The sequence below is a fragment of the Nanoarchaeota archaeon genome, from assembly GCA_018897155.1.
Taxonomy (GTDB): domain Archaea; phylum EX4484-52; class EX4484-52; order EX4484-52; family LFW-46; genus LFW-46.
Genome location: JAHILE010000053.1, coordinates 1 through 18814 on the forward strand (window position 1 = coordinate 1; position 18814 = coordinate 18814).

Here is an 18814-nt window from a genome sequence, read left to right on the forward strand (position 1 = left end):
ATATAGTGCCCGGCGATGAAGCAGCATTTTCTGTTAAGGCTTCGGTACCAAAAGGAACGCCTGCAGGAGATGCTGTAACAGGAACTCTGACAATAATCGCAACCTACTAAATAATGACTGAACGGCCGGTCCTCCCAAAGAAATAGGCTAAAAAGTAGCGTTCGCGTTGGTATAGGTTATATTTGAACGTGCGGGTTTATATATTCGTGTAAACCCGCGCTTCTCCCTCCCAATAAGAAGAAGTTACCTTTATTCTATGAGATTCTCTGTATTGTTGTCGATTTTCAAGGTCTTTCTATGAAACTCTTTCAAAGTACATACTTTCTCGCCATCATCATGCTCGGTTTAGGCACAGGCGCGTATTTCAACAACCACATAGACCTTGCAGTTGCCTTTCTTCTCGCCGGACTAATCAATGTGGCGGCAAATCTGCGCTTGAAGAAGCGTTCTACCTAAACCCTGCAAAGTAACTTAACGTCCCATCAGTTCTAAATACAACCGCCTGTATTGGTGATGTGTCCAAAGGCATACGCGGCTTATTCATCGCGCTCCGCAGCTGTCTTTTGTTCTGAATCACGTCTTTCAGTAGCTTCATAGAAATCACTGCGTATTAATTGGCTTTCAGAGCGTATAAAGGTTGCAAAGGTTGCCCAAGACATCACCGACGAACTCGAAGCCCAGCGTCTTGAACGCATACTTAATTTGCATTTGCAGTGCAAAGAACCAGAAATGATTGGTGAAGTTGTTGGATTGAAAAAAAGCGCGGTTTATGGAAAAATTGACAAAATTAATGAAATTTTACAAGATTTTACAAAGAATCCGAACTCGGAATTTAAAGAAAAATATCCTAATTTATATCAAAAATGGCAAAAAATTCCAAACTTCACCCCTCTGCTCTACAACATCTGGAATGTGAACCGGAATAAATGCGCACCGAATCCATAACCCAAGAAGCCATCGGCAAAAGGATAGGGTGGGAACGTGGTCAAGTAGCCAAATATTCTATGATATTAGATAAGATTGTTCCAGAAAATTTAGAAATGGCGAAGAAGTATCAAACAGGTCGTGGAACTAAAGATGTTCCAAATGGTACAATCGACTTCACAGAGGGCGGGCTTAGGGAATTGATAGGGTTGAACGTTATGCCCCCATGGATGTTTTTGATTGGCTTGATATAATTAAAAAAATGCGCACCGAATCCATAACCCAAGAAGCCATCGGCAAAAGGATAGGGTGGTCGCGGGAGAAAGTCAAGAACTATAACACACTTATCGAACAAATTGGTACAGAGAATTTAGATTTAGCAAAGAAGCACCAATTGGGTCGTGTACCATCAATTGGTACAATTGTACCAATCGACTTCACAGAGGGCGGGCTTAGGGAATTGATAGGGTTGAACGTTACCAACGTTACCAAACATATATAGCGGAGTATATAGTTCTGTGGTGTAGTGTAAAGCGCGGTATCCTCGCCTTGCGGCTTGAAGACGTGCTGAAGGCTAAGGCGAAAGAACGACAAGGAACAAGAACAGACATTCGGACAACATTGTCTGAATGTTTCACACAAACAACCACCCGCGCCGAACTTGCGAAAGTAGTGTAATTAAGTTCTCTATATAGCCCTTTGTTGCCGTCAGGGGTGTACTAAAGCATCGATTCAGGGCATTATAATAAACCTTAAATCCCTATCAATAGACATATTTTAGTTAATAGAAAATACCTATTTTCTATTATATTGAATAGGGGCTAAAAAAAAAGAATTAAAAACTGCTTACCAAATCTCGCCCTCTTTCTTTAGAATTTTATCATGCTCTATTTCTGCGGGCGCGGTGTAGATTAAGGTTGTCGAACTTGATGCGTGATTCGCCAGCCTTTGACATAAACCGATGTTCTTTGTCTGTTCGTAGAACTGAATAATGCGCGTGGTTCTAATCCAGTGGAATGAAATGCCAAAGTCCGGCGACATAAGCTTTGCTTTGCGGGACTTATTCTTTAATTCAGTCCAGTACCGATAGTAAGCCTTAGACTGCGATTCGCCTTTGTTAATGAATACGCGCCCGTCTGCTATATTGTGGGTATCGATATACTCTTTAAGCAATAGGGCGGTGCTATCGTGAAGGTATCGCTTGATGTGCTTATCCCCTTTCTCTCTAAGCCAAAGGTATGTTCCCGCATCATCTGTTTTGATGTTCGGTGTGTCAATAGAAAGAACACCACCGATACGGCAGGTTGTATCCCACAGACAACGAAGGATTAGATGTAGTTCGGGCGAAACACAGTTCATAAACGTCCTGAATGCCTTGAAAGATGAGATTTCGCGCTCATACTGTCTGGACTGCATCTTAATCTTCTTGTAGTCTGTCTTAAGCTCCTCATTCCAAGTTACACTACAGCCCAAGAACTTAATGTACGACTTAAGGGCATACTTTCGCATGTAGTTTCTGCCGGATTCCACTAAGAACTTGCGGATAGAATTGATGTTTATGTCTGAGTTACTGACCTTATGTAGCTTCTTTATCTGAAGAACATATTTATCGCGTGAGAGGTCATTAAGCGTTGTGTTTTCTTTGAGCCATTTATCAAAGGCTTTCAGGTCTGCTTTGACATTCGCGGGGATTTCTTCTTTCTCTTTCTTTCTCATACTGATTCGCCTCGCCTTCTATGCACACCCTTATGCGAACTCCAAGACTGCGGGCCAAGATACCATCGGTCACATCGCGCGCAGTAATGTTTCTTTGAGTGATAGTTGCCGCGCTGCGAGAGCTTTCCGAACATGGCAAATCACCTTTAAGCACCTTTTGCAACAACGATAGCAACAATAATCATAAGCACTAAGTAAACGAAATTAACCGAACTATCGCTTGCAACCGCGGGAGCGTTCGGGCTGATTAAAACAAGCAGCACCAGCACCAAAAGAAAGATGAAAAGAAATACAAATAACATAATAAGAGAATCCATTGAATCTTTTGGCTTGCCATATTTGACAACTACGATTAATGCAACAAGAAAGGCTACTGCAAGTATCGGAACATATATTTGATGCCCACCTATTGTCTTGGGCGCAACCCATCCAAACGCCGGAGCTTTGCCGCTTTTGAAGACGTAACTAAGAGCCTCAGTGATGTTATCAGAAAAAACAAACTCCTTTCGCGAAACTTCAACAGGCATTTCGTATGTTGTTCTTCCATCCGATATTGTGAATGTGGTATTGGCAATCTCGCTTTTGTTAAGGATTGGGTCTGCAACAAGGCGAATATAGCTAATTCCGCTATCTATTCCGCCTTTTCCTTTAAAAATGGTTGTAAAATTCTGCATTTTAGAGCCGCCCATGTCGAATTTTAGCCACTTCACATTTGATGTAAATGTCATAACCAAATCATCATCAGCAGTGTTTCTTATTCTGAACTCGTATGTGTAAGCTGAGCTAAAATAACCGCTTAAGACTATTTTTCTTAATTCGGTATCTGTTTGCGATTCAAAAAGAACGAACTTTGCGGCACAGTCAACAGGGCATGTTTCGTTGTTCTCATTGATTTCGCATATTTTGTTGCCGCACATGGTTTGTGGGTTTGAACTACCTCCACCACCGCTTGCAGGTGGCGTAACTGGTATCGCGGTAGCTGTGTAATTCTGAGTTCCGTTCATCGAGCCTAAGTTGGATGAGCCATCAGAAGCGAAGAAACGGAACGAGTAATTGCCTTCGGTTGCAGGCGTATAAGATTTTACAAAGTAGCTCTCTGAGCCTGATTTATTCCCTGATAAGGTCATAGTGTAATTCGTTGCCGTCGCGTCGGGCTCTGTGATTTCAACAGAAACAAGCTGTACGCTGTTTAATTCTGTGACGTTTATCCCAACTGTGAAAGCGGTTGTTATCTGTCCAGTTGTTGCAGATATTGTTTGATTGTGAACGTCAGGCGCAGTTGTATCCCCGATAGTAATTTCTGAAGAATTAGCCCACGTCGAGTTGTCCGTGCCGTCATTTGCTTTTACGCCGCATATGACGTTATCGCCTAACGTGAGGTTGCCAGCGCTTAAATTTTGCGTTGTTGTTTCGTTAAGTATGCCGTTGATGTACCATTGAAACCTTTGCCCCGTTTCTACATCTTTATCAACGTCGTAATAAGTATATGTGCAATTCAAATTGTCAGTAATTTGAGCTGGCGATGGGGAGATTGCGGCGGTTACGACTGGCGCGGTGTTGTTCACAATAAAGCTTTGGATTGTTGTTTGATTCATATTTCCGTAAGTGTCATTCGCGTAAAAAAGATATGACACAGAATTAGTTTTGTTTGCTATATTTTGCACCGAAACATTCGACCAATTGCCTGAAAAATCATAAGTTGTGTTCACCCAAGTTCCGCTCATGTTGGTGCTGAAAATATACTGCGAAAGTCCGCTAAATAAATCATTCCAAAGTGCGCTTATGCTTATTGTGTCGTTCTTTCTGATTTCTGAAGAATTGATAGAAAAATTTGAATAAGACGGCGCAATAGTGTCTATTGTAAAAGCAACGCTTGTTGAGTTGCTCGCTCCCAAAGAATTATTAACAAAAAATAAGACTGTATGCGCCCCTTGTGTCATTGTTGTATTTTTATAATTCCAGTTTCCGCTTGAGTTCGTCATTGAAACGTTTGCCGCGCCGTCTAAAGAAAACAACGCCGTTTCTACAATTTGGTTTAAAGTGATGTTAAACCAAGTTGTAGAAACGGCGTATGAAGCGTTTGCAGGAGATTGAATCGTTAGAGGCAAGTCTGGCGTTGTGTCGTTAAAATATGTTGAACCCGCAAAAAAAATTGCTGTTGAATTATATATCGTGCTAAACCATATTTTTATTCGTCCTCCCGAGCCAGAAGCGGAGCCAGAACCGCCTGATAAATTTAATTTGGCGGACAGATTTAAAACATCGACATCGAGAAGAATTGTTCCGCCTGCCGCGCCGCCTCCGCTCCCGCCTGAGCCTCCTAAAGTTTCTGCGCCATAAACTCCGCCAGTTCCGCCTGCTCCGCCGCTTCCGCCTTTTGCGTTTATTTGCCCTTGCAGATTTGCTAACGGCGCTTTAAGGAATATTGCGCCTCCGCCGCGTCCTCCCGCGGTTCCGCTCGTTCCCCAATAATTATTTCCCGAGTCGGGCGCTACGTTTCCGCCTGAGCCGCCTGCTCCGCCGCCGCTTCCCAAAAAATATGTGTAGCCAAACGATGTTCCGTATTCGCTGCCGCCTGCTCCTCCTGCGCCTCCGTTGCTGTTGAAGCTTGTGCTTGTTCCTGCAGTGCCTGCGCTTCCGCTTCCTGCCGCGTTTGCGTGACCTGCCGCGCCGCCTCCGCCGCCTCCGCCAAAAGCGCAAAGGTAATTCCCGCAAAAAACGGATGAGCTTCCGTTTGCGCCGCCGCTTGTTCCAGCGCCGCCGCCTCCGAAATTGCTTGCATAAACATTTACTGATGTTCCTCCCGAATATCCTTTTTCGTTTGCGTTAATAATAGAGGTTGCGTCTATCGTTATGTTGATAGTTGCAGTTATATTTATGTATCCTGTTCCCGCGGTTGCGTTTAATGCCGCCACGTTGATTATCGCTCCGTTTTTCAGCTCCACATAGTCGTAAGTATAATTTCCGAACATTTCTACTGATGTTCCGACAATAGTTAATTCAGGATCGATAAAAATCGGGAATCGGGCTGTTTCAAGCCACGTCTTATTGATTTTAAGCGTTATTTTCTTGTCCGAATACGCCAATTTTTTAAGCGGATATTCTGTTCCGTTGCTGTCCCAAATGATAAGGTCTTTGACTTTAAATGAGCCGAACGTTAATGTTTCGTTATCGATTGTTCCGTTGCCGATATACTCGAAATTTTCTGTAAACTCCGCGTCTTTTGTCTTAAATTTCGGGTCGTAAAGCATAATCATTTTTGTTATTCCCTCTTTGCTGATAGCGTATTCTACTGTTATATTGTCTTTGTCGCTGCGATATGTTATTTTGTTGCCAGAAATTTTGGGAATGGTGTCGGGCGTTATCGAAATAGAAAATATCGCAAGCTCATCGCTGTAATTGATAGCGATATGCGTTTGATTTGCTTTTACTTTGAAAATGTTGTCTTCAATTTCAAACAGCGTATTCTGCTTTGCAGATTCTTTAAAAGAAAGGTTATACTGCTTTTGCATCCACGCTCCGTTTTCTTTCTCGTTAAAAACAGAGCCGTCTAAAATTAATTTTGATTGCCCCTGCCCGTTTACATAAACAGTTTCTAAAGCGGATGTTCTATTGCTGTCTATAACCCACGTTTCAGCATGCGAAAGCGAACAGAAAGACGGAAGCAGAATAAAGGCTAAAAGCATAGCAAGCACCGCTCTTTTGCGCGGCTTGAACAAGATGCACGTGGTTATCGCGCTATATATTAAAAGCACTGCAAACAGCGCATAATATCGCCATGGTATGATATTTGTGAATTTATCAACATAAACCGTCTGGTTTCTCTCCTGAATTTCGATAACGGGCGCGGATGTTATGTTCCTGATTTCAATAACATTGTTTATAGTGTAATTGCACATGCTTTTGTTCGCGGTCTGATTTGTTGTTGCGTTAGCGTAGACGTAAGATATGCCGCCTCCCCAGCTGCCGCTGTTGCTTGAAGAAGATGAAGAAGAACTGCTTTGCTCTTCAGACGATGGCGCGGGAGCGGCAATTGCGCCAAAATCGTCTTTGTCGCTGAGCGTGTAAGTAGAGAGATGCGTCAGAACCGCAAAAACATAACCTTCTTTTTCATTTACGCTCGAAGGTATGTTCTCCCACGCAAGCGATGTTTCATTGTAGTATTTAATAGAAAGTTTGGAAGGCAGTATCCCTAAAAGAGTTACAAGAGTTTTATTGTAATAAATTCTAACTTCTACAGTATTGTTCTCATTCACGACCAAAGAAGACGTTAACTCAAAATATACGGTTATGTTATTGAGCAATAAAAGAGGCGGGAGCTGATACGCGCTTACATCTATTTTAACTCCATTTGATTCTAAAATAGGCGCAGAGTTGTCTTCAAAACTATTGTTATAAGACGCGTAAGTATAAAGAATATCGCTAATTTCATTATATGTAATGCAGTTATTGTTCGAATTGAATAAATCTAAGCGTCCTGCTACTTTATTATTCTTTATCCTGTTTTTATTGCTTTCTGCTAAAGACATGCCCGAATTCATTTTTATTCCGTTTTTTTCGCGCGCTTTTACAGTATTGTTTTCAAAATAATTGTCTTCTGCGCCGCTTCTGATATAAAAAGAAGTTATAGAGTTTGTGACAGTGTTGTTCTTTGCGCCGATTAGTGAAATGCCTTTTAAAGTGGAATTATCGAAGGGCGTAAAGACATTATCTATATAGTTATTTTCAGACACTATATAAACGCCGTTGCATGTTTCTTTGGTAATGATATTGAATATATTTGCGCTATTGCCTTGCAGATAAAGAACAGCATCTGCAAAATAGCCGCGCGAGCTTTGTAGTGTAAGATTAGAAAGAGAGACATTATCTGCATAAATTGAAACGACATCGCCGCGAAGCGTAATATTCAGCGTCAAATTAGAAATATTGTAGCCGTTAAAATCGTCTACATCGCTCTGAATTATTAAAACACTGCATCCGCTCCAATAATCGTGAATAGGCGATAGTGTTTCATAGATAGAGTAATCCCCATCTATGATAACGCCCGTTGAACTTTCTCCGATTAGGGATATTGATTTGTTAATATTAAGACGCTCATAATATGTTCCGTTTGAAATAAAAATAATGTCTCCGCTTGTTGAATTGTCAATCGCTGCTTGAATTGTTGTGTAATCAGACGCGTTTAAAGTCGCGGCTTGCGCGCAAGCGCAATTAACGAAAAGCAAAGCGAACATCACGCAGAAAAACAGTTTCATTATTGCGCCTCCTTTTCTAATTCTTTAAGCCGCTTTTCCGCTTCGCGCCGCTTTTTAAACGATATCCACCACAGCCCCGCGAAAAAAAGCGTAAGAAAGTAGAAAATAACGAATAGCGAAGGGCTTGCGCATTGCGAGCCGACAAGATTTTCCATTATTTTTTCGGTTATATTCATCTTTATCACAATTAAAAAAGGCGGGGGCTGTTTTTTTTCGGTCAGCCCCGACAACCGCGCAAAAGGGACGAAGAACCCTTTGCGAATTGGCTTAATTAAGTCAAACGCGCTATGCGAATCGAATAAGCGCGCTGTGACTATAATCGGGTTTTTGACCAGAACCCCGTCAAACTGTCGGCTGAATAAATGACTATGTATTTTTACCGTTCAACTGCCCGCTCCAAAGCAATTTACTCTCGGCGGTCAGCAATCTATATTTTCCGCTGGGCGCATTTTGAAACGTGGATAATACGCTCTCCATAACTTCTTTTATCGCCTGTGAGCTTCGCGGCATGGAATAAGGATAGCTAAAAGATACTCGGAATACTGGCGTACCCTGAAAATATCTGGCTACAAATCCTCGTCGTTTTTCTAAAAAATATTGCGGCATAATCTCATTCTCCATCATCTTCTATCTGCGGTTTGCCTTTCTGCTTTGGGTTGAGTTTCTTCTTCACAGCGTTCATAACTTGAATATCAGTAAAGACTTTCTCGTGCCATGCAGTGCAAGCACGAAGGACAAAATCTTTTTCTTCATCGGTTAAATCGATTGTTGACATAGTGATTACCTTTGTGTTTGAACAGGTTGTGTTTGCGACTTTGGTAACCCGTTTGAAATTATAATGTGCTTTTCACCATCTGCGTCTTGCACAATTCTCATTCTGAATTTGCGCTGCTTGTAGTCTTTCTCATTACAAACATTGAACAAAAAGTTCTTCGGAAAATGCAAATAATCCGTATATCGCCCCTTCTTGTCTTTCTTCATACGGAACATATTCACCCATACAGGGTTTGTCTTTAGATTTGCATCGCCTTTGATGATGTCGTAATTAATCGCGTATTGTGTCAAGCAAAATCACCATAACGATATTTTTCACGTATTGGAAAACCGCGATACCCTGTGCTTGTTCCTTGAAGTTTGAATCGGTCTGCGGGTACTCTATGTTCCCAGACAAATTTCTCAAGTAGTTTAAGGCAATATTTTCGGTCATAATATCCATAACGCCCTTTGAAAAGGCAAGTCCAACTAGGATACTTATCAAACTCAAACCTTACTCTTCCCTGATATTTCTTTGCGCGGCACATCCAAGCATAAAAAAATATCGTAACAACCATTTTAGCACCTCAGACCTGAGTTGTTGCCTGCGGTTGTTCTGACTGCTGCATAGGTTGTGTTTGTTCTGCCTTTACTTCTGGTTGGGTTTGAGGGGACTCCTTGACATCTTCTTTAACCTCTTGCTTTTGCGGCTCAACAACCGAATCAATAATTATGATTTTTTCCTTTCGGGCTTTATCCCAAACGAAAGAGGCTCTTAATCGGCGGTCACCCCCTTGACCGAGTACGGAAGTAAACCAGATTTCAGGCAAACTTACTGAGTGTCCGTATCTGGGTGTCCCGTTTTTTAAGCAGCCCTTTCTCTTTTTTGTGACCTCTCTTAGCAGCGGATTTCGCCGAAGCTCTAGCGAACTCTGCAAAATATACGATAACTTTTGGATTTCTGGTCTTGACATAAAATATCACTTCGAGGGGTGTCCTAATTTGCTTTAATTAAATGTTTTGAGGGTGTATCTTTCATCAACCATATATGTATGTAAAATACGAGGGTAACCGAAATTAAAACACATTGTCTGATTTTATCTCTGCCCGTAAATTCTTGGAAAAATGGTACTTTTATGAAAAATATTTTTCCACCACTACTACTACTTATTATTTTGGGTAACCGCGTAAATTAGTTATTTAATTAATTATTTCGGGGTATCCGTCGCTGATGTTTTTAGGGTGTCCGAGTTGTAGTGTAAGTTCTGATTATTTCTTAGACGGTGGGGTGTCCTCCTTTCTCCATTGAATTATAATATTTTCGTTGCCGTCGGGTCTGGCTTCAAGCTTGTATTCACCTTCAAGTATGTCAATGATTCGGGGTTCGAAATCAAAGTTTGACTGAAGGTATTTCGCGAGTTTAGGGATTTTTCCGGTTGTCAAAAACTCAGTGCGATATTTCTTTTCTATCCAAAATATCCCTTCACATTTTTCAGTTTTGACCGCTTTGATTTCTTTTTTCTTTGCCATAAAAATCACTTTGTAGTGTAAGTTACTTTGAGGCGGCGAACCAAAACTTTCTTTCAATGTAAACGGTTTCGTTCTTGAAGCCGACTTTTTTCGTGCGCTTAAGCCTGATGACTTTTGGCTGAATCAGCCCAAGAGCCTCAAGGTCTGAAACGCACTTTTTGATTGATTGCGTTCCGACTTTTAGCTTTACTCTTAAGTGGTGTTCAGGGCATGGAGTATCTCTAATCATTGCTAAAATTGCTTCTTGAATCTCCTGCGAAGTGCGCTTATTGCGCAGTCCCTGATAGCCCTTTCTGTGGTACATAAGCGTGATTTGATTATTTCGCGGCAAAACATCCGCGCAATCTACATTATTTGTGATTTGTCCTAACGATTGTCGCATCAATATTGGCGTAGGAAAAGAATCGTTAGGCATAAAGGTAGATAATGCGAGAATCCCTTTTATATGACACCCCATTAAGAGGTTAAAAGAAAATGTTGTTATAATTATCGTTATTATAACAAGAACGGCACAGTATCAACCTTTGACAATGTTGTCAAAGCCTATAACTGTAACGATTTTATGAAGAAATAGTAGTAAATCCGAAATCGGATTTAGCGGTTAAAAACCCATAAACGTAACGCTTTTTTAGCTTTTTATGCAAAATAATAAATTTATTATTTGTAGTATTAAACCCATTATCGTAACGTTTTTTGATTTTAAACCTTTATTTGTAACATTTTTTTAGATTAAACGTGAATCACAGATAGCCCAATTCGGATTCATATCAATATCTTCAACATTTTTTAGTCTCTTACTACATTCCACTTCATATTTTTCATATCTTTTTTTTTCACTGAGTTTTTTGCGATAGTATTTTTGTCGACAAGCATTTGAACAAAACGTCGTATCATTTCTTTTTGATTTAAAATCTTTATAACAAGAATAACAACGAACATCTCTATTTTTTTCGCGTTGCATTGCTCTTTTAATTATAAAAACATCATTTCTACAACGATAACTACAATACTTCGCGGTTGAATTTTTTGTGTAAAAAAAAGAATTACAGTTAACACATAATAATTTAAGTATGTTCGATTGACACTCACAGAATATATCTGAGTCATAATCATTTTTTAGTGTTTTTTGTTTTTCAATACCTACTAAATCAATACACTTAAAATATTCGCGTTTCATAGTAGTACCTCTTTAACAAAATCGGATTTAATCACCCACTGACCCACAAATATTATTTTTTTCTTTTCATAAAGAAAAATCGCATCATCACTTTCTGGCGCGGAAAGAATTATTTTTTGCTCTTTATTTAGTTCTAATAATATATTATCTAATTCTTGTGCTGTTATGTTTGGTATTGTCTTTATGAATTTAAACCAAAGTGTAGTGTAAGAAGTTATATTAAAATCACGTATCGTATTCCAAACTAAAGTTTTTTTATCCATTAGCGACACCTCGCAAACTTTCAACCAATTCCGTCATATCACGAATATTATAATTATTCTGTTCGCGTTCTGGTATCGAAGAAAGAATATCAACTGCGATTTTATAATCTGTTTGCGCACCATCAAAACTTAAGCGGTCTAAAATCTGCGCTTTGATTTGTTCTGAAATGGCAGGTTTGGCAGGTTTGGCAGGTATTTCACTACTCCTATTAGTAATAATATTATTTACATTTTCCGTTAGGGTTGGACTTTGACTGCCAACACTGCCAACACTGCCAACTTTTCCAACAAAAGTATCATCAAAAACATTTTTTTGTGTTTTTTCTTCTTCATTCTTACAAAAAAGAAATTTTTGGCGACTACCTCGTTGTTCAACATTGTCAATTAAAAGCAAAATGTCTGATAAACGGCGACGAACAAATTTAAGTAATTTTTTTCCAAATTTACTTTTACCTGATAGCTCCTTAAAATCAAAATTTTCAAACAATTCATTTTTTATGACAATATCTATTATTTCATCTTTAGTGAGCCAACCTTTATTTTTTTCATTTTTTTTGGCAAAGCATAATTCAAAAAGTTTTTTCATATCTGCCGTTTCACTATCACCAGCAATTTTTAATGTTTCTGTTGAAGATTTGCAAGGACTATCATATCCCGCAGCTTCCATAATACCGCCGCAGATTTCAGCCCATTCAGGGAATGATGCAAACGGAACGCTACCAGCTTTACTATCGTTTTCAATCCAATTTCTGATTAAAGCATAAAGCGCAGATAGAATCAGTCCTCTTTTTTCCGCAACCCAACCGTGTAAGTTCGGATTTGAAAATTTACGCGCGTTTGCGTCCTCCATTTCTAAGAAAAGATTGATAAAACGGCATCTATTAGCTAAGTCTGGTGTAAAACCAATACCTACATTACCCGATAATGAATATTCCATCTCGTTATCATATTCAACATTCTCGTTTTTTCCAAGAAGTCTATCACATATTTTTTTAGCTGTGATTTGCATTTCAAAAACAGCATTATTGATATATCCCTTATTGTTTGCGAAATGCAACCGCTTACGATTGCTTAAAGCAGCCGATGTCATTTTTTTACGGAATTCCTCATTATTATTCGTTTTTGCGTTATCACTTGTAGATATAGGCGGCTCTTCAAGCGCAAAACCTTCATAAACAATACCCGTTATACCTGCCAAATAGTCTTTTCCGGCGCGTTCTCTATTCGCAATATAGAAAAATACGGGTGTTCTTGTGTTAAAATCAGAATATAAACCGCGTAAAAACGGCGTTAATAATGCACTAATAGCATTTATTTTATCTTGGTCAGTTTCAAAACAAAACTCTTGTAGTGTAAGTTTAATAATTTCTTTAGCTTCGTCAAGCGTCATATCCGGATTTTCAATAATTGGCGCATCAAGCGGCATCCAAGAATTAAAGCGCGCGTCATAACCACTTTTAGGGAATGTTAGTTTTTCTTTGTAAATGATAGGCATTTGAACAGTGAAAATTCGGTTTATAATTGGTAATCCTGACTGCATTATTTCAGAACATAATAATGTATTCGCCAAATCCGAATTCATACTTTTCTCTTTTTCTTCAAAATTACCATTTTTTAGTTTAACATACGTAAAGGGAACAAAATATTTTTCAGCCAAAGTGATAAATCTACTTGGTCGTAAATTTACAAATCCTGTAAAACTTTCTTCAGAGTCTTTATTTAATTTTATTTTTCTAATTTCAACAATTTCGCGTATGTCTGACTTGAAAAATAATATATTTTTAAATTTCAAAACTCCAATAACATCATTAGCAAAGTCACTTATCAGTCTACCATTTCGTGGTAATTCAATCAGTTGTTTACATTCGGATTGCGTTTTTTTTCCTTCAACGAACCATTCAGGCTCAAGAAGCTTTACAATGTCAATATAATGGTCGTTTTCACCAGATTTATGATGGTCTTTAAAACCACCTACACCAGTTTCCATATTTTCTATAAGATTTACAGAACCCGTAGTATGTTCGGGACAAAGTGGATTGAATTTTAAAGCAATAATCCGTATCTTTTTTTCAGTATCAATTTTATCTTTTGTGACGTCTTCATGCACTCTTTGAAGCTTGTCAGGATGCCACGCAATCAATTCAGTTGGTGTTGGGAGATTATCTTTACTTCTTTGGGGTTTTGACACGACTGGAGCTTGCGCCGTTGGTGGCGCAAACTTATTCATCATTTCTTCGGTTAAAATTTCACAATCACTCATTTAGAATCACCCTTTAATGCTTCAGGAACGCTCAGAATCTTAGAAATCCTGTGCGGTCTTGCAGGGATTGAATCGCCCTTGCACGCCCACGTTCCGTAAAGCTTCCATATTCGGTTTGCATCGGCGAACATATCCAGTTTTAGCCCTTTAGTGTTATCGAATTTGTCTTTTATTATTTTCTGGATTCCCGCGATTTTCGTTTCGGCTTGCGGCGTGTTCGGCATATTAATTCTAATCAGGACATGCGCGCCGTTTCCGCTATCTGCAACGATACCTTCAGGCATTCCCATTGCTTTCAAACCATCGCGTATTTCGTATGCTTTCTTAATCGCAAGCTCGTGTTCTTCGTTGCTGCTTGAAATACCAGTCGGGCGGTCTGCGTCTATGTCAATCGGTATCCACCTTCTTTTCAGGATATGCTCTTTTGAGGTCGTTAGCTTAGCTCCTGTCTGAACGCGATTATATGCACGCGCAAGAAGTGCAGGTATGCAAGGGTTAAGTGTGACATAAACGCCTTCAGCTATTTTTTCATATTTTGCCGCGCATTTCGCAAGCTTGTCGAAGTCATCAAAAAAACCCGAATCGATTTTGCCATATCCTCCTTTAGTTATTACGCGAAGTTCAACAACATCGCCAGCCTCAAACAAAACGTCTAATACTTTTCGTATTTCTTTTTCTGTCATAGAATCACCATAAAAATCATAACGCGGCGCTGTATTAATTATCATCATTCTCTCTAAATTCGGCATCATCATCGCTGCGTTCTTCCCATTCTATAAATGTGGTTCCGTCTTCGTTTTCATATACATCAAAATCAGCGCATTTCGCGCCAGCATCCGTCTTTATTGCAATAACTTCATTTTTTCTATCCATAAAATTCACCAAATCATAAATTTTTTCTCACTATAAATCTTCTGAACGGCGACATATCGGCAGACCACCAAACCGTCTTACCAGCGTGCAATCCGCACGCACAAACCATTATTTCAGTCTTGCCAGCTTCGACTAAACAGCCACAAGCAAGCGTTTTAAGCGGGTCATCCATCATTTTAACCACCCATCGAACTAAAAATATTGCTTTTTTTAATTTCGTTTAACTTCCGAAGAGCTTCCATTTGCACGTGAAATTCGTGTCTTTTTTGGCTTGCTTTGACTGCGTATGTTTCGGCTAATTTTGAATAACGAACGAGTTCAGTCAAGGTTCGGTTTGTATTCACATTCATTTGGTATAACGCCGTTTTGAGGCAAAAGTTATCGTTTTTTTGTATTTTTTTGTAGTATTTTCGGGCATAGTAATCACCGTTTTAGTATCATTTAATGGCTCTTCTGTTGCGGTTTCTTCGCTTAGGTCTGCTTCCGCCTCCATAATTAACATCGCTTGATTTTCGATTATGCTCATAAAGATGCCTCTTTGTTTTTTGCTCTGAGAATTGTGATATTCTGCGAATTGTATTCAAGAAAACCGCGTTGTTTCAAAAGTTTTAGAACTATTTTGTATTCATTACCAAAGAAAAAAGAGCCGCATATGCCACGAAATTCGCGGATGCTTATTTTTGTTTTTACAATATTATTTTCTGCTTTCAAACGTTTGTCAATAAAATTAAGAATGCGCTCTTCTATTTTGACAACACGCCTTTCCACAAATCCCGATAACTCAGCATTTGAGATAGGGGGTGTTATATATAAAGTCTCTAAATCATTAATCTTATTATCAGATAACATTTTGAAACAACTCCTGCCTTTAAGCGCGCTTCATACCCGCGCTTATCGGCGCATATTTTCAATCAATTATAACCAAACCAAGTTCTCGCGCCTCGTTGAATTTCTCTCGCGCCATCGCTTTTATGAATTCGATTCGCTCTTTAGTCAGCATTTTGTATCGCCTGTTTGTGATTTTTCTATCAATCGGTTAACTATTCCATCATAAGATTCCATTTTCTTACCAACATTGCGCAAACGCTGACGCGTTTCTTTTTTTATAGGAATTGTTGTTATATCTGTCATTTGAATCATCTTATTGTATATTTAGTTATTATAATCTACTTATTGTAGTTTATAGTGCTTTAGAAAAGCTTATAAAGACAAGAAACAATAATATACATTAAAACTGTATTGGTAGATTAAAATGACGAAAGATGCACTAAGAAAGATAAAGAATACTCAAGGGAAAAAAATATATTTGTTGTTGTTATTCGAATCATTGTCTTGCAAACAAATATCTCGGGCTTTGGGAAGTAACCGTGATGTGTCGGTTTATCTAAATAGTTTTGAAAGGGCGGGTTTTATAGAATATGATGTTGACAGAACCCTTAATCATTTTGAAATATTTGTTAATGACCATAAAGGCGAAGCAAAGAAACGTTTTGAAAGAAAGTTTAAAGCAGAACGTGAGTTAGCTAAGACGTTAAAAGTAGGGGAGCGACTTAGTGTGAAGGAACATTTTTTTAAGGCAACATTGAAACCCTTTTTTATTATGCTTGATGAACGAAGCAAATCACAATTAGGTGAAACTGAACGTGCGCGAAAGATACAATTAAAACGAGGTGATAAAGAAGGTTTTCTTGAAGCAAAAAAACAGCCATTTCATATACTTTCAGAAAAAGAAAAGGAAGTGCTTACATTATTTTGGAAAGAGCATGAAAAGATTAGTTTGCCCTTTTTATTAAAGATAGTTATTTTACCAAGAGACGATTCTTTCACAATATTTGCTTTTCTTCACAAATATTTTTCTAAATTATTTGAAAAAAAGAGGAAGGAAGGATATGAATTCAATGAAGAAGAACAAAGTGTTGCATATCTCATATATTTTACTAAAATTGATATTATTGACATAGTTGTAGACAACCTCGTATTACAAAAATTAGAAGATGGGTTTAGGAAGATTCCAATTTATGACGGTCATGTTGTGGTTTCTAATGTCTTTTTGAGTGATGAGTGATTTAATAATCTTTGACGTGCCTTAAGACTTTATTTAATTACGTGGCTTAATTTCTCTATCTCTAACGTTATCTGTTTAAGTTGTTTTTCATGGTCATAAATAACCCACGTTATAGCAAAAATCCCAATGACAATAAATCGCATCGCAGATAGTAGGTCTCCCTGCTCCATAAAAAATATCATAACGCCAATAACTATGGCAAGAACGCCTGCAAACTTAACATTTAGGTATGAAAGGGTTTTTTGGTACTCATTATCTAATTTATTTTTAGAGATTTGAAACTTTCTTTCCGTTTCTTCCATCTTACTCACTTGTTAAGATAATCATTCCAAAAATAACTACAATCAAAGAAATCGTTGATAGGTTTTCATTCTTACCCAAGGAGGATGTATAAGCTACAGCACCCCCACACAAACAAAACAGTCCCCATTGCTTCTTAGTTAAGCCCAAAAATGTAGGTGGCATACATAATTCTTTGTCCGTTTTCGTATATATACGTTCTTTCATGCCTTCACCACCATCTCCTTCCTCAATTCCCGCAGCAATTCCGCCTTCAATTCCGCGATTTCAGCGTTGAAAACCGCCTTTTCTTCGGCGTTAAACGCGTTAAAGCTGAATTTGCCGCTTGCTTCGTTTATCGTTTTGATTGTCGGGTCTGCAATCATTCCGCATTTTTCGCACATTAACTGATGCGGCGATAAATCCGTTCCGCATTTGCATTTCTTAGCAACAAATACGCTTTTCTTACGTTCTTGTACAGGCATTTCTACACCTGCTGCATCGCAATATGCGCTTTCTGTGTCGGAGTCGTCCATGTGAAGATATGTAGATTCAAGAACATTGCTTCCTTTCGCATGCCGAAGAACCATTTTAATTTTTGAAGTTTGCATACCTTTTTCAATTAAGTCCTCTGCTCTTGAATGCCTAAGCCTGTAAAGTGGAATTGCTCGACCCAGAACCTTCTTGCTTAATCCATGTATCATCTTGCGCCATGTCGAATCACGCCAATACTTAGGCTTTCCGTCTTTCAGAAGGTAAAATAACGGACTATTTGGGCTTCTAAAAGCATGGTTATTGAGCCAGCTTGTCAATAATGGCGCGGATGTTATGCAGTAGATATACCCCTGCCCTGTCTTTCCATCAACTTCTATCTTATAGCCTCTTTCGGTTCGGGTTATATCTTTAATATCCACCCCCCGAAGTTCTGATGGTCTTGCCGCGCTTTCAAACAGAATAGAAATAATTGTTTTGTATTGTAGTGTAGACGCAGAAGCCACAAGTTGATTAACCTGTTCTTCGGTCACTAAGTCCTCCTTTCGCAGCTTGTTTTTGACATTCTTTTTGACCAGATGGCACGCTCTTGGGCTTTGCCCTTTGCATGTCACGCCATCCAAGAACTTAAACAACATCTTCAAAACGCCGGTAAAGTCATTTAATGAGTTCTCTTTGTATCGTTTCGGCTGTATGTCTTTCCCAATGTTAATTTCTTTATTAATTTCAGCCTGATTGATAACCCTCTGCCTTAACAGCGTCATAACAGCATCGCAGTCGTCTTTTGTAAAGTCTTCAAAATCCTTGCCGTATGTTTCGGCGAGAATCTTGCAGTTGATTATGTACTTTCTGACGCGCATTATAGAAAGCCCTTTAGCTATCAGGTATTGCTCCAGCCTTACAATCACAGCCTTGTTTCTTTCGCTGATATTCGCGTTCTTCAAGCCGTTTTCGGCGCGCTTCAAATGCCTCGACACTTCAAATAACTCTTCTTTTTTCTGTTCATCCATAGCAATCACATCGCATATATCCCTTTTATACCACACCTATGCGAACGCTACTATGCAGTCTATTTCCCAAAGAGGCCGGCTCTTCGCCCTCCCAATACGGCGGTTTACTGCAATCTCTGTCTTGTTATCGGTTTTTATCGGCTTGATAACCTATGAAATAATTAATCTCTTCTTTGTAGATGGATGCGTAGTGTGATACGCATCATTCTTTGATAAT

General features: G+C 39.0%; 28 protein-coding genes. 6 read left to right on the plus strand and 22 right to left on the minus strand.

Annotated features, from left to right (window positions below; translation table 11 throughout):
- Window positions 1-297: 297 nt before the first annotated feature.
- Complete coding sequence (locus tag KKB09_07105; protein ID MBU4300954.1) at window positions 298-456, plus strand: hypothetical protein; 159 nt, start codon at window positions 298-300, stop codon at window positions 454-456.
- Here KKB09_07105 and KKB09_07110 read toward each other — a convergent pair.
- The gene (locus KKB09_07110; protein ID MBU4300955.1) at window positions 449-595 is read right to left on the minus strand and encodes a hypothetical protein; all 147 of its coding nucleotides are present in this window, start codon (window positions 593-595) and stop codon (window positions 449-451) included. The two genes, KKB09_07105 and KKB09_07110, sit on opposite strands and share 8 nt — an antisense overlap.
- A gap of 134 nt (window positions 596-729) precedes the next feature.
- Between KKB09_07110 and KKB09_07115 the strand changes: the two genes are divergently transcribed.
- From KKB09_07115 to KKB09_07125, 3 genes are read left to right on the plus strand one after another with little or no spacing between them, the layout of a single operon-like run.
- Window positions 730-945: a hypothetical protein gene (locus KKB09_07115; GenBank protein ID MBU4300956.1), complete on the plus strand. Its 216-nt coding sequence runs from the start codon at window positions 730-732 to the stop codon at window positions 943-945.
- Window positions 927-1178, plus strand: a complete 252-nt coding sequence (locus KKB09_07120; GenBank protein MBU4300957.1) for a hypothetical protein — start codon at window positions 927-929, stop codon at window positions 1176-1178. Before KKB09_07115 ends, KKB09_07120 begins: the two co-directional genes overlap by 19 nt.
- Entirely contained in the window at window positions 1151-1426 is a 276-nt protein-coding gene (locus KKB09_07125) for a hypothetical protein (protein MBU4300958.1), read from the plus strand. Before KKB09_07120 ends, KKB09_07125 begins: the two co-directional genes overlap by 28 nt.
- A gap of 344 nt (window positions 1427-1770) precedes the next feature.
- Here the strand turns inward: KKB09_07125 and KKB09_07130 are convergent, their stop codons facing one another.
- The 18 genes from KKB09_07130 to KKB09_07215 all read right to left on the minus strand — a co-directional run bounded on the left by KKB09_07130 (window position 1771) and on the right by KKB09_07215 (window position 15882).
- Window positions 1771-2640 carry a site-specific integrase gene (locus KKB09_07130; protein ID MBU4300959.1) on the minus strand — a complete coding sequence of 290 codons (870 nt, stop codon included), beginning with the start codon at window positions 2638-2640 and terminating at the stop codon, window positions 1771-1773.
- Entirely contained in the window at window positions 2637-2774 is a 138-nt protein-coding gene (locus KKB09_07135; protein ID MBU4300960.1) for a hypothetical protein, read from the minus strand. Before KKB09_07135 ends, KKB09_07130 begins: the two co-directional genes overlap by 4 nt.
- 12 nt (window positions 2775-2786) lie before the next feature.
- A complete protein-coding gene (locus KKB09_07140; protein ID MBU4300961.1) occupies window positions 2787-7895 on the minus strand; it encodes a right-handed parallel beta-helix repeat-containing protein in 5109 nt (1702 codons plus the stop codon).
- The gene (locus KKB09_07145; GenBank protein MBU4300962.1) at window positions 7895-8080 is read right to left on the minus strand and encodes a hypothetical protein; all 186 of its coding nucleotides are present in this window, start codon (window positions 8078-8080) and stop codon (window positions 7895-7897) included. The genes KKB09_07140 and KKB09_07145 overlap by 1 nt, the downstream gene beginning before the upstream one ends.
- A 425-nt stretch (window positions 8081-8505) precedes the next feature.
- Window positions 8506-8670: a hypothetical protein gene (locus KKB09_07150; protein ID MBU4300963.1), complete on the minus strand. Its 165-nt coding sequence runs from the start codon at window positions 8668-8670 to the stop codon at window positions 8506-8508.
- Between the two features lie 5 nt (window positions 8671-8675).
- Window positions 8676-8960 (minus strand): hypothetical protein, encoded by a 285-nt coding sequence (locus tag KKB09_07155; protein ID MBU4300964.1) that lies wholly within the window; start codon window positions 8958-8960, stop codon window positions 8676-8678.
- Window positions 8941-9153, minus strand: coding sequence for a hypothetical protein (locus tag KKB09_07160; protein MBU4300965.1), 213 nt, complete (start codon window positions 9151-9153; stop codon window positions 8941-8943). The genes KKB09_07155 and KKB09_07160 overlap by 20 nt, the downstream gene beginning before the upstream one ends.
- 82 nt (window positions 9154-9235) lie before the next feature.
- Window positions 9236-9622, minus strand: a complete 387-nt coding sequence (locus KKB09_07165; protein MBU4300966.1) for a hypothetical protein — start codon at window positions 9620-9622, stop codon at window positions 9236-9238.
- Window positions 9623-9917: 295 nt separating this feature from the next.
- A complete protein-coding gene (locus KKB09_07170) occupies window positions 9918-10178 on the minus strand; it encodes a hypothetical protein (protein MBU4300967.1) in 261 nt (86 codons plus the stop codon).
- A 22-nt stretch (window positions 10179-10200) separates the two neighbouring features.
- On the minus strand, window positions 10201-10593 hold the full coding sequence (locus KKB09_07175) for a hypothetical protein (protein ID MBU4300968.1): 393 nt from the start codon (window positions 10591-10593) through the stop codon (window positions 10201-10203).
- A gap of 309 nt (window positions 10594-10902) precedes the next feature.
- A complete protein-coding gene (locus tag KKB09_07180) occupies window positions 10903-11355 on the minus strand; it encodes a hypothetical protein (protein ID MBU4300969.1) in 453 nt (150 codons plus the stop codon).
- Window positions 11352-11618: a hypothetical protein gene (locus KKB09_07185; protein MBU4300970.1), complete on the minus strand. Its 267-nt coding sequence runs from the start codon at window positions 11616-11618 to the stop codon at window positions 11352-11354. Before KKB09_07185 ends, KKB09_07180 begins: the two co-directional genes overlap by 4 nt.
- Window positions 11611-13878: a hypothetical protein gene (locus KKB09_07190; protein MBU4300971.1), complete on the minus strand. Its 2268-nt coding sequence runs from the start codon at window positions 13876-13878 to the stop codon at window positions 11611-11613. Before KKB09_07190 ends, KKB09_07185 begins: the two co-directional genes overlap by 8 nt.
- Window positions 13875-14561 carry a hypothetical protein gene (locus KKB09_07195; GenBank protein ID MBU4300972.1) on the minus strand — a complete coding sequence of 229 codons (687 nt, stop codon included), beginning with the start codon at window positions 14559-14561 and terminating at the stop codon, window positions 13875-13877. Before KKB09_07195 ends, KKB09_07190 begins: the two co-directional genes overlap by 4 nt.
- A gap of 34 nt (window positions 14562-14595) precedes the next feature.
- A complete protein-coding gene (locus KKB09_07200) occupies window positions 14596-14751 on the minus strand; it encodes a hypothetical protein (GenBank protein MBU4300973.1) in 156 nt (51 codons plus the stop codon).
- Window positions 14752-15097: 346 nt separating this feature from the next.
- Entirely contained in the window at window positions 15098-15277 is a 180-nt protein-coding gene (locus KKB09_07205; protein MBU4300974.1) for a hypothetical protein, read from the minus strand.
- Complete coding sequence (locus tag KKB09_07210) at window positions 15274-15600, minus strand: hypothetical protein (GenBank protein ID MBU4300975.1); 327 nt, start codon at window positions 15598-15600, stop codon at window positions 15274-15276. The genes KKB09_07205 and KKB09_07210 overlap by 4 nt, the downstream gene beginning before the upstream one ends.
- A 144-nt stretch (window positions 15601-15744) precedes the next feature.
- On the minus strand, window positions 15745-15882 hold the full coding sequence (locus tag KKB09_07215; GenBank protein MBU4300976.1) for a hypothetical protein: 138 nt from the start codon (window positions 15880-15882) through the stop codon (window positions 15745-15747).
- Window positions 15883-16003: 121 nt separating this feature from the next.
- On the opposite strand from KKB09_07215, the gene KKB09_07220 reads away from it, so the two are divergent.
- Window positions 16004-16816, plus strand: coding sequence for a hypothetical protein (locus KKB09_07220; GenBank protein ID MBU4300977.1), 813 nt, complete (start codon window positions 16004-16006; stop codon window positions 16814-16816).
- Window positions 16817-16845: 29 nt separating this feature from the next.
- Here KKB09_07220 and KKB09_07225 read toward each other — a convergent pair whose 3' ends face one another.
- Genes KKB09_07225 through KKB09_07235 form a run of 3 tightly spaced genes read right to left on the minus strand, consistent with a single transcriptional unit; the run spans window position 16846 to window position 18597 of the window.
- Complete coding sequence (locus KKB09_07225; protein ID MBU4300978.1) at window positions 16846-17118, minus strand: hypothetical protein; 273 nt, start codon at window positions 17116-17118, stop codon at window positions 16846-16848.
- Between the two features lies 1 nt (window position 17119).
- On the minus strand, window positions 17120-17323 hold the full coding sequence (locus KKB09_07230; protein MBU4300979.1) for a hypothetical protein: 204 nt from the start codon (window positions 17321-17323) through the stop codon (window positions 17120-17122).
- On the minus strand, window positions 17320-18597 hold the full coding sequence (locus KKB09_07235; GenBank protein ID MBU4300980.1) for a site-specific integrase: 1278 nt from the start codon (window positions 18595-18597) through the stop codon (window positions 17320-17322). The genes KKB09_07230 and KKB09_07235 overlap by 4 nt, the downstream gene beginning before the upstream one ends.
- Before the next feature lie 52 nt (window positions 18598-18649).
- Between KKB09_07235 and KKB09_07240 the strand changes: the two genes are divergently transcribed.
- Window positions 18650-18793 carry a hypothetical protein gene (locus KKB09_07240; GenBank protein ID MBU4300981.1) on the plus strand — a complete coding sequence of 48 codons (144 nt, stop codon included), beginning with the start codon at window positions 18650-18652 and terminating at the stop codon, window positions 18791-18793.
- Window positions 18794-18814 lie beyond the last annotated feature (21 nt).

What these genes read in the sequence shown, in the direction of transcription:
- KKB09_07200 (MBU4300973.1), bottom strand. Translation starts at nt 14,751, where the DNA reads ATGGATAGAAAAAATGAAGTTATTGCAATAAAGACGGATGCTGGCGCG.
- KKB09_07185 (MBU4300970.1), bottom strand. Translation starts at nt 11,618, where the DNA reads ATGGATAAAAAAACTTTAGTTTGGAATACGATACGTGATTTTAATATA.
- KKB09_07235 (MBU4300980.1), bottom strand. Translation starts at nt 18,597, where the DNA reads ATGGATGAACAGAAAAAAGAAGAGTTATTTGAAGTGTCGAGGCATTTG.
- KKB09_07210 (MBU4300975.1), bottom strand. Translation starts at nt 15,600, where the DNA reads ATGTTATCTGATAATAAGATTAATGATTTAGAGACTTTATATATAACA.
- KKB09_07215 (MBU4300976.1), bottom strand. Translation starts at nt 15,882, where the DNA reads ATGACAGATATAACAACAATTCCTATAAAAAAAGAAACGCGTCAGCGT.
- KKB09_07225 (MBU4300978.1), bottom strand. Translation starts at nt 17,118, where the DNA reads ATGGAAGAAACGGAAAGAAAGTTTCAAATCTCTAAAAATAAATTAGAT.
- KKB09_07220 (MBU4300977.1), top strand. Translation starts at nt 16,004, where the DNA reads ATGACGAAAGATGCACTAAGAAAGATAAAGAATACTCAAGGGAAAAAA.
- KKB09_07120 (MBU4300957.1), top strand. Translation starts at nt 927, where the DNA reads ATGCGCACCGAATCCATAACCCAAGAAGCCATCGGCAAAAGGATAGGG.
- KKB09_07150 (MBU4300963.1), bottom strand. Translation starts at nt 8,670, where the DNA reads ATGTCAACAATCGATTTAACCGATGAAGAAAAAGATTTTGTCCTTCGT.
- KKB09_07240 (MBU4300981.1), top strand. Translation starts at nt 18,650, where the DNA reads ATGCAGTCTATTTCCCAAAGAGGCCGGCTCTTCGCCCTCCCAATACGG.
- KKB09_07180 (MBU4300969.1), bottom strand. Translation starts at nt 11,355, where the DNA reads ATGAAACGCGAATATTTTAAGTGTATTGATTTAGTAGGTATTGAAAAA.
- KKB09_07165 (MBU4300966.1), bottom strand. Translation starts at nt 9,622, where the DNA reads ATGTCAAGACCAGAAATCCAAAAGTTATCGTATATTTTGCAGAGTTCG.
- KKB09_07125 (MBU4300958.1), top strand. Translation starts at nt 1,151, where the DNA reads ATGGATGTTTTTGATTGGCTTGATATAATTAAAAAAATGCGCACCGAA.
- KKB09_07195 (MBU4300972.1), bottom strand. Translation starts at nt 14,561, where the DNA reads ATGACAGAAAAAGAAATACGAAAAGTATTAGACGTTTTGTTTGAGGCT.
- KKB09_07205 (MBU4300974.1), bottom strand. Translation starts at nt 15,277, where the DNA reads ATGAGCATAATCGAAAATCAAGCGATGTTAATTATGGAGGCGGAAGCA.
- KKB09_07110 (MBU4300955.1), bottom strand. Translation starts at nt 595, where the DNA reads ATGAAGCTACTGAAAGACGTGATTCAGAACAAAAGACAGCTGCGGAGC.
- KKB09_07230 (MBU4300979.1), bottom strand. Translation starts at nt 17,323, where the DNA reads ATGAAAGAACGTATATATACGAAAACGGACAAAGAATTATGTATGCCA.
- KKB09_07115 (MBU4300956.1), top strand. Translation starts at nt 730, where the DNA reads ATGATTGGTGAAGTTGTTGGATTGAAAAAAAGCGCGGTTTATGGAAAA.
- KKB09_07140 (MBU4300961.1), bottom strand. Translation starts at nt 7,895, where the DNA reads ATGAAACTGTTTTTCTGCGTGATGTTCGCTTTGCTTTTCGTTAATTGC.
- KKB09_07175 (MBU4300968.1), bottom strand. Translation starts at nt 10,593, where the DNA reads ATGCCTAACGATTCTTTTCCTACGCCAATATTGATGCGACAATCGTTA.
- KKB09_07130 (MBU4300959.1), bottom strand. Translation starts at nt 2,640, where the DNA reads ATGAGAAAGAAAGAGAAAGAAGAAATCCCCGCGAATGTCAAAGCAGAC.
- KKB09_07170 (MBU4300967.1), bottom strand. Translation starts at nt 10,178, where the DNA reads ATGGCAAAGAAAAAAGAAATCAAAGCGGTCAAAACTGAAAAATGTGAA.
- KKB09_07190 (MBU4300971.1), bottom strand. Translation starts at nt 13,878, where the DNA reads ATGAGTGATTGTGAAATTTTAACCGAAGAAATGATGAATAAGTTTGCG.
- KKB09_07135 (MBU4300960.1), bottom strand. Translation starts at nt 2,774, where the DNA reads ATGTTCGGAAAGCTCTCGCAGCGCGGCAACTATCACTCAAAGAAACAT.
- KKB09_07105 (MBU4300954.1), top strand. Translation starts at nt 298, where the DNA reads ATGAAACTCTTTCAAAGTACATACTTTCTCGCCATCATCATGCTCGGT.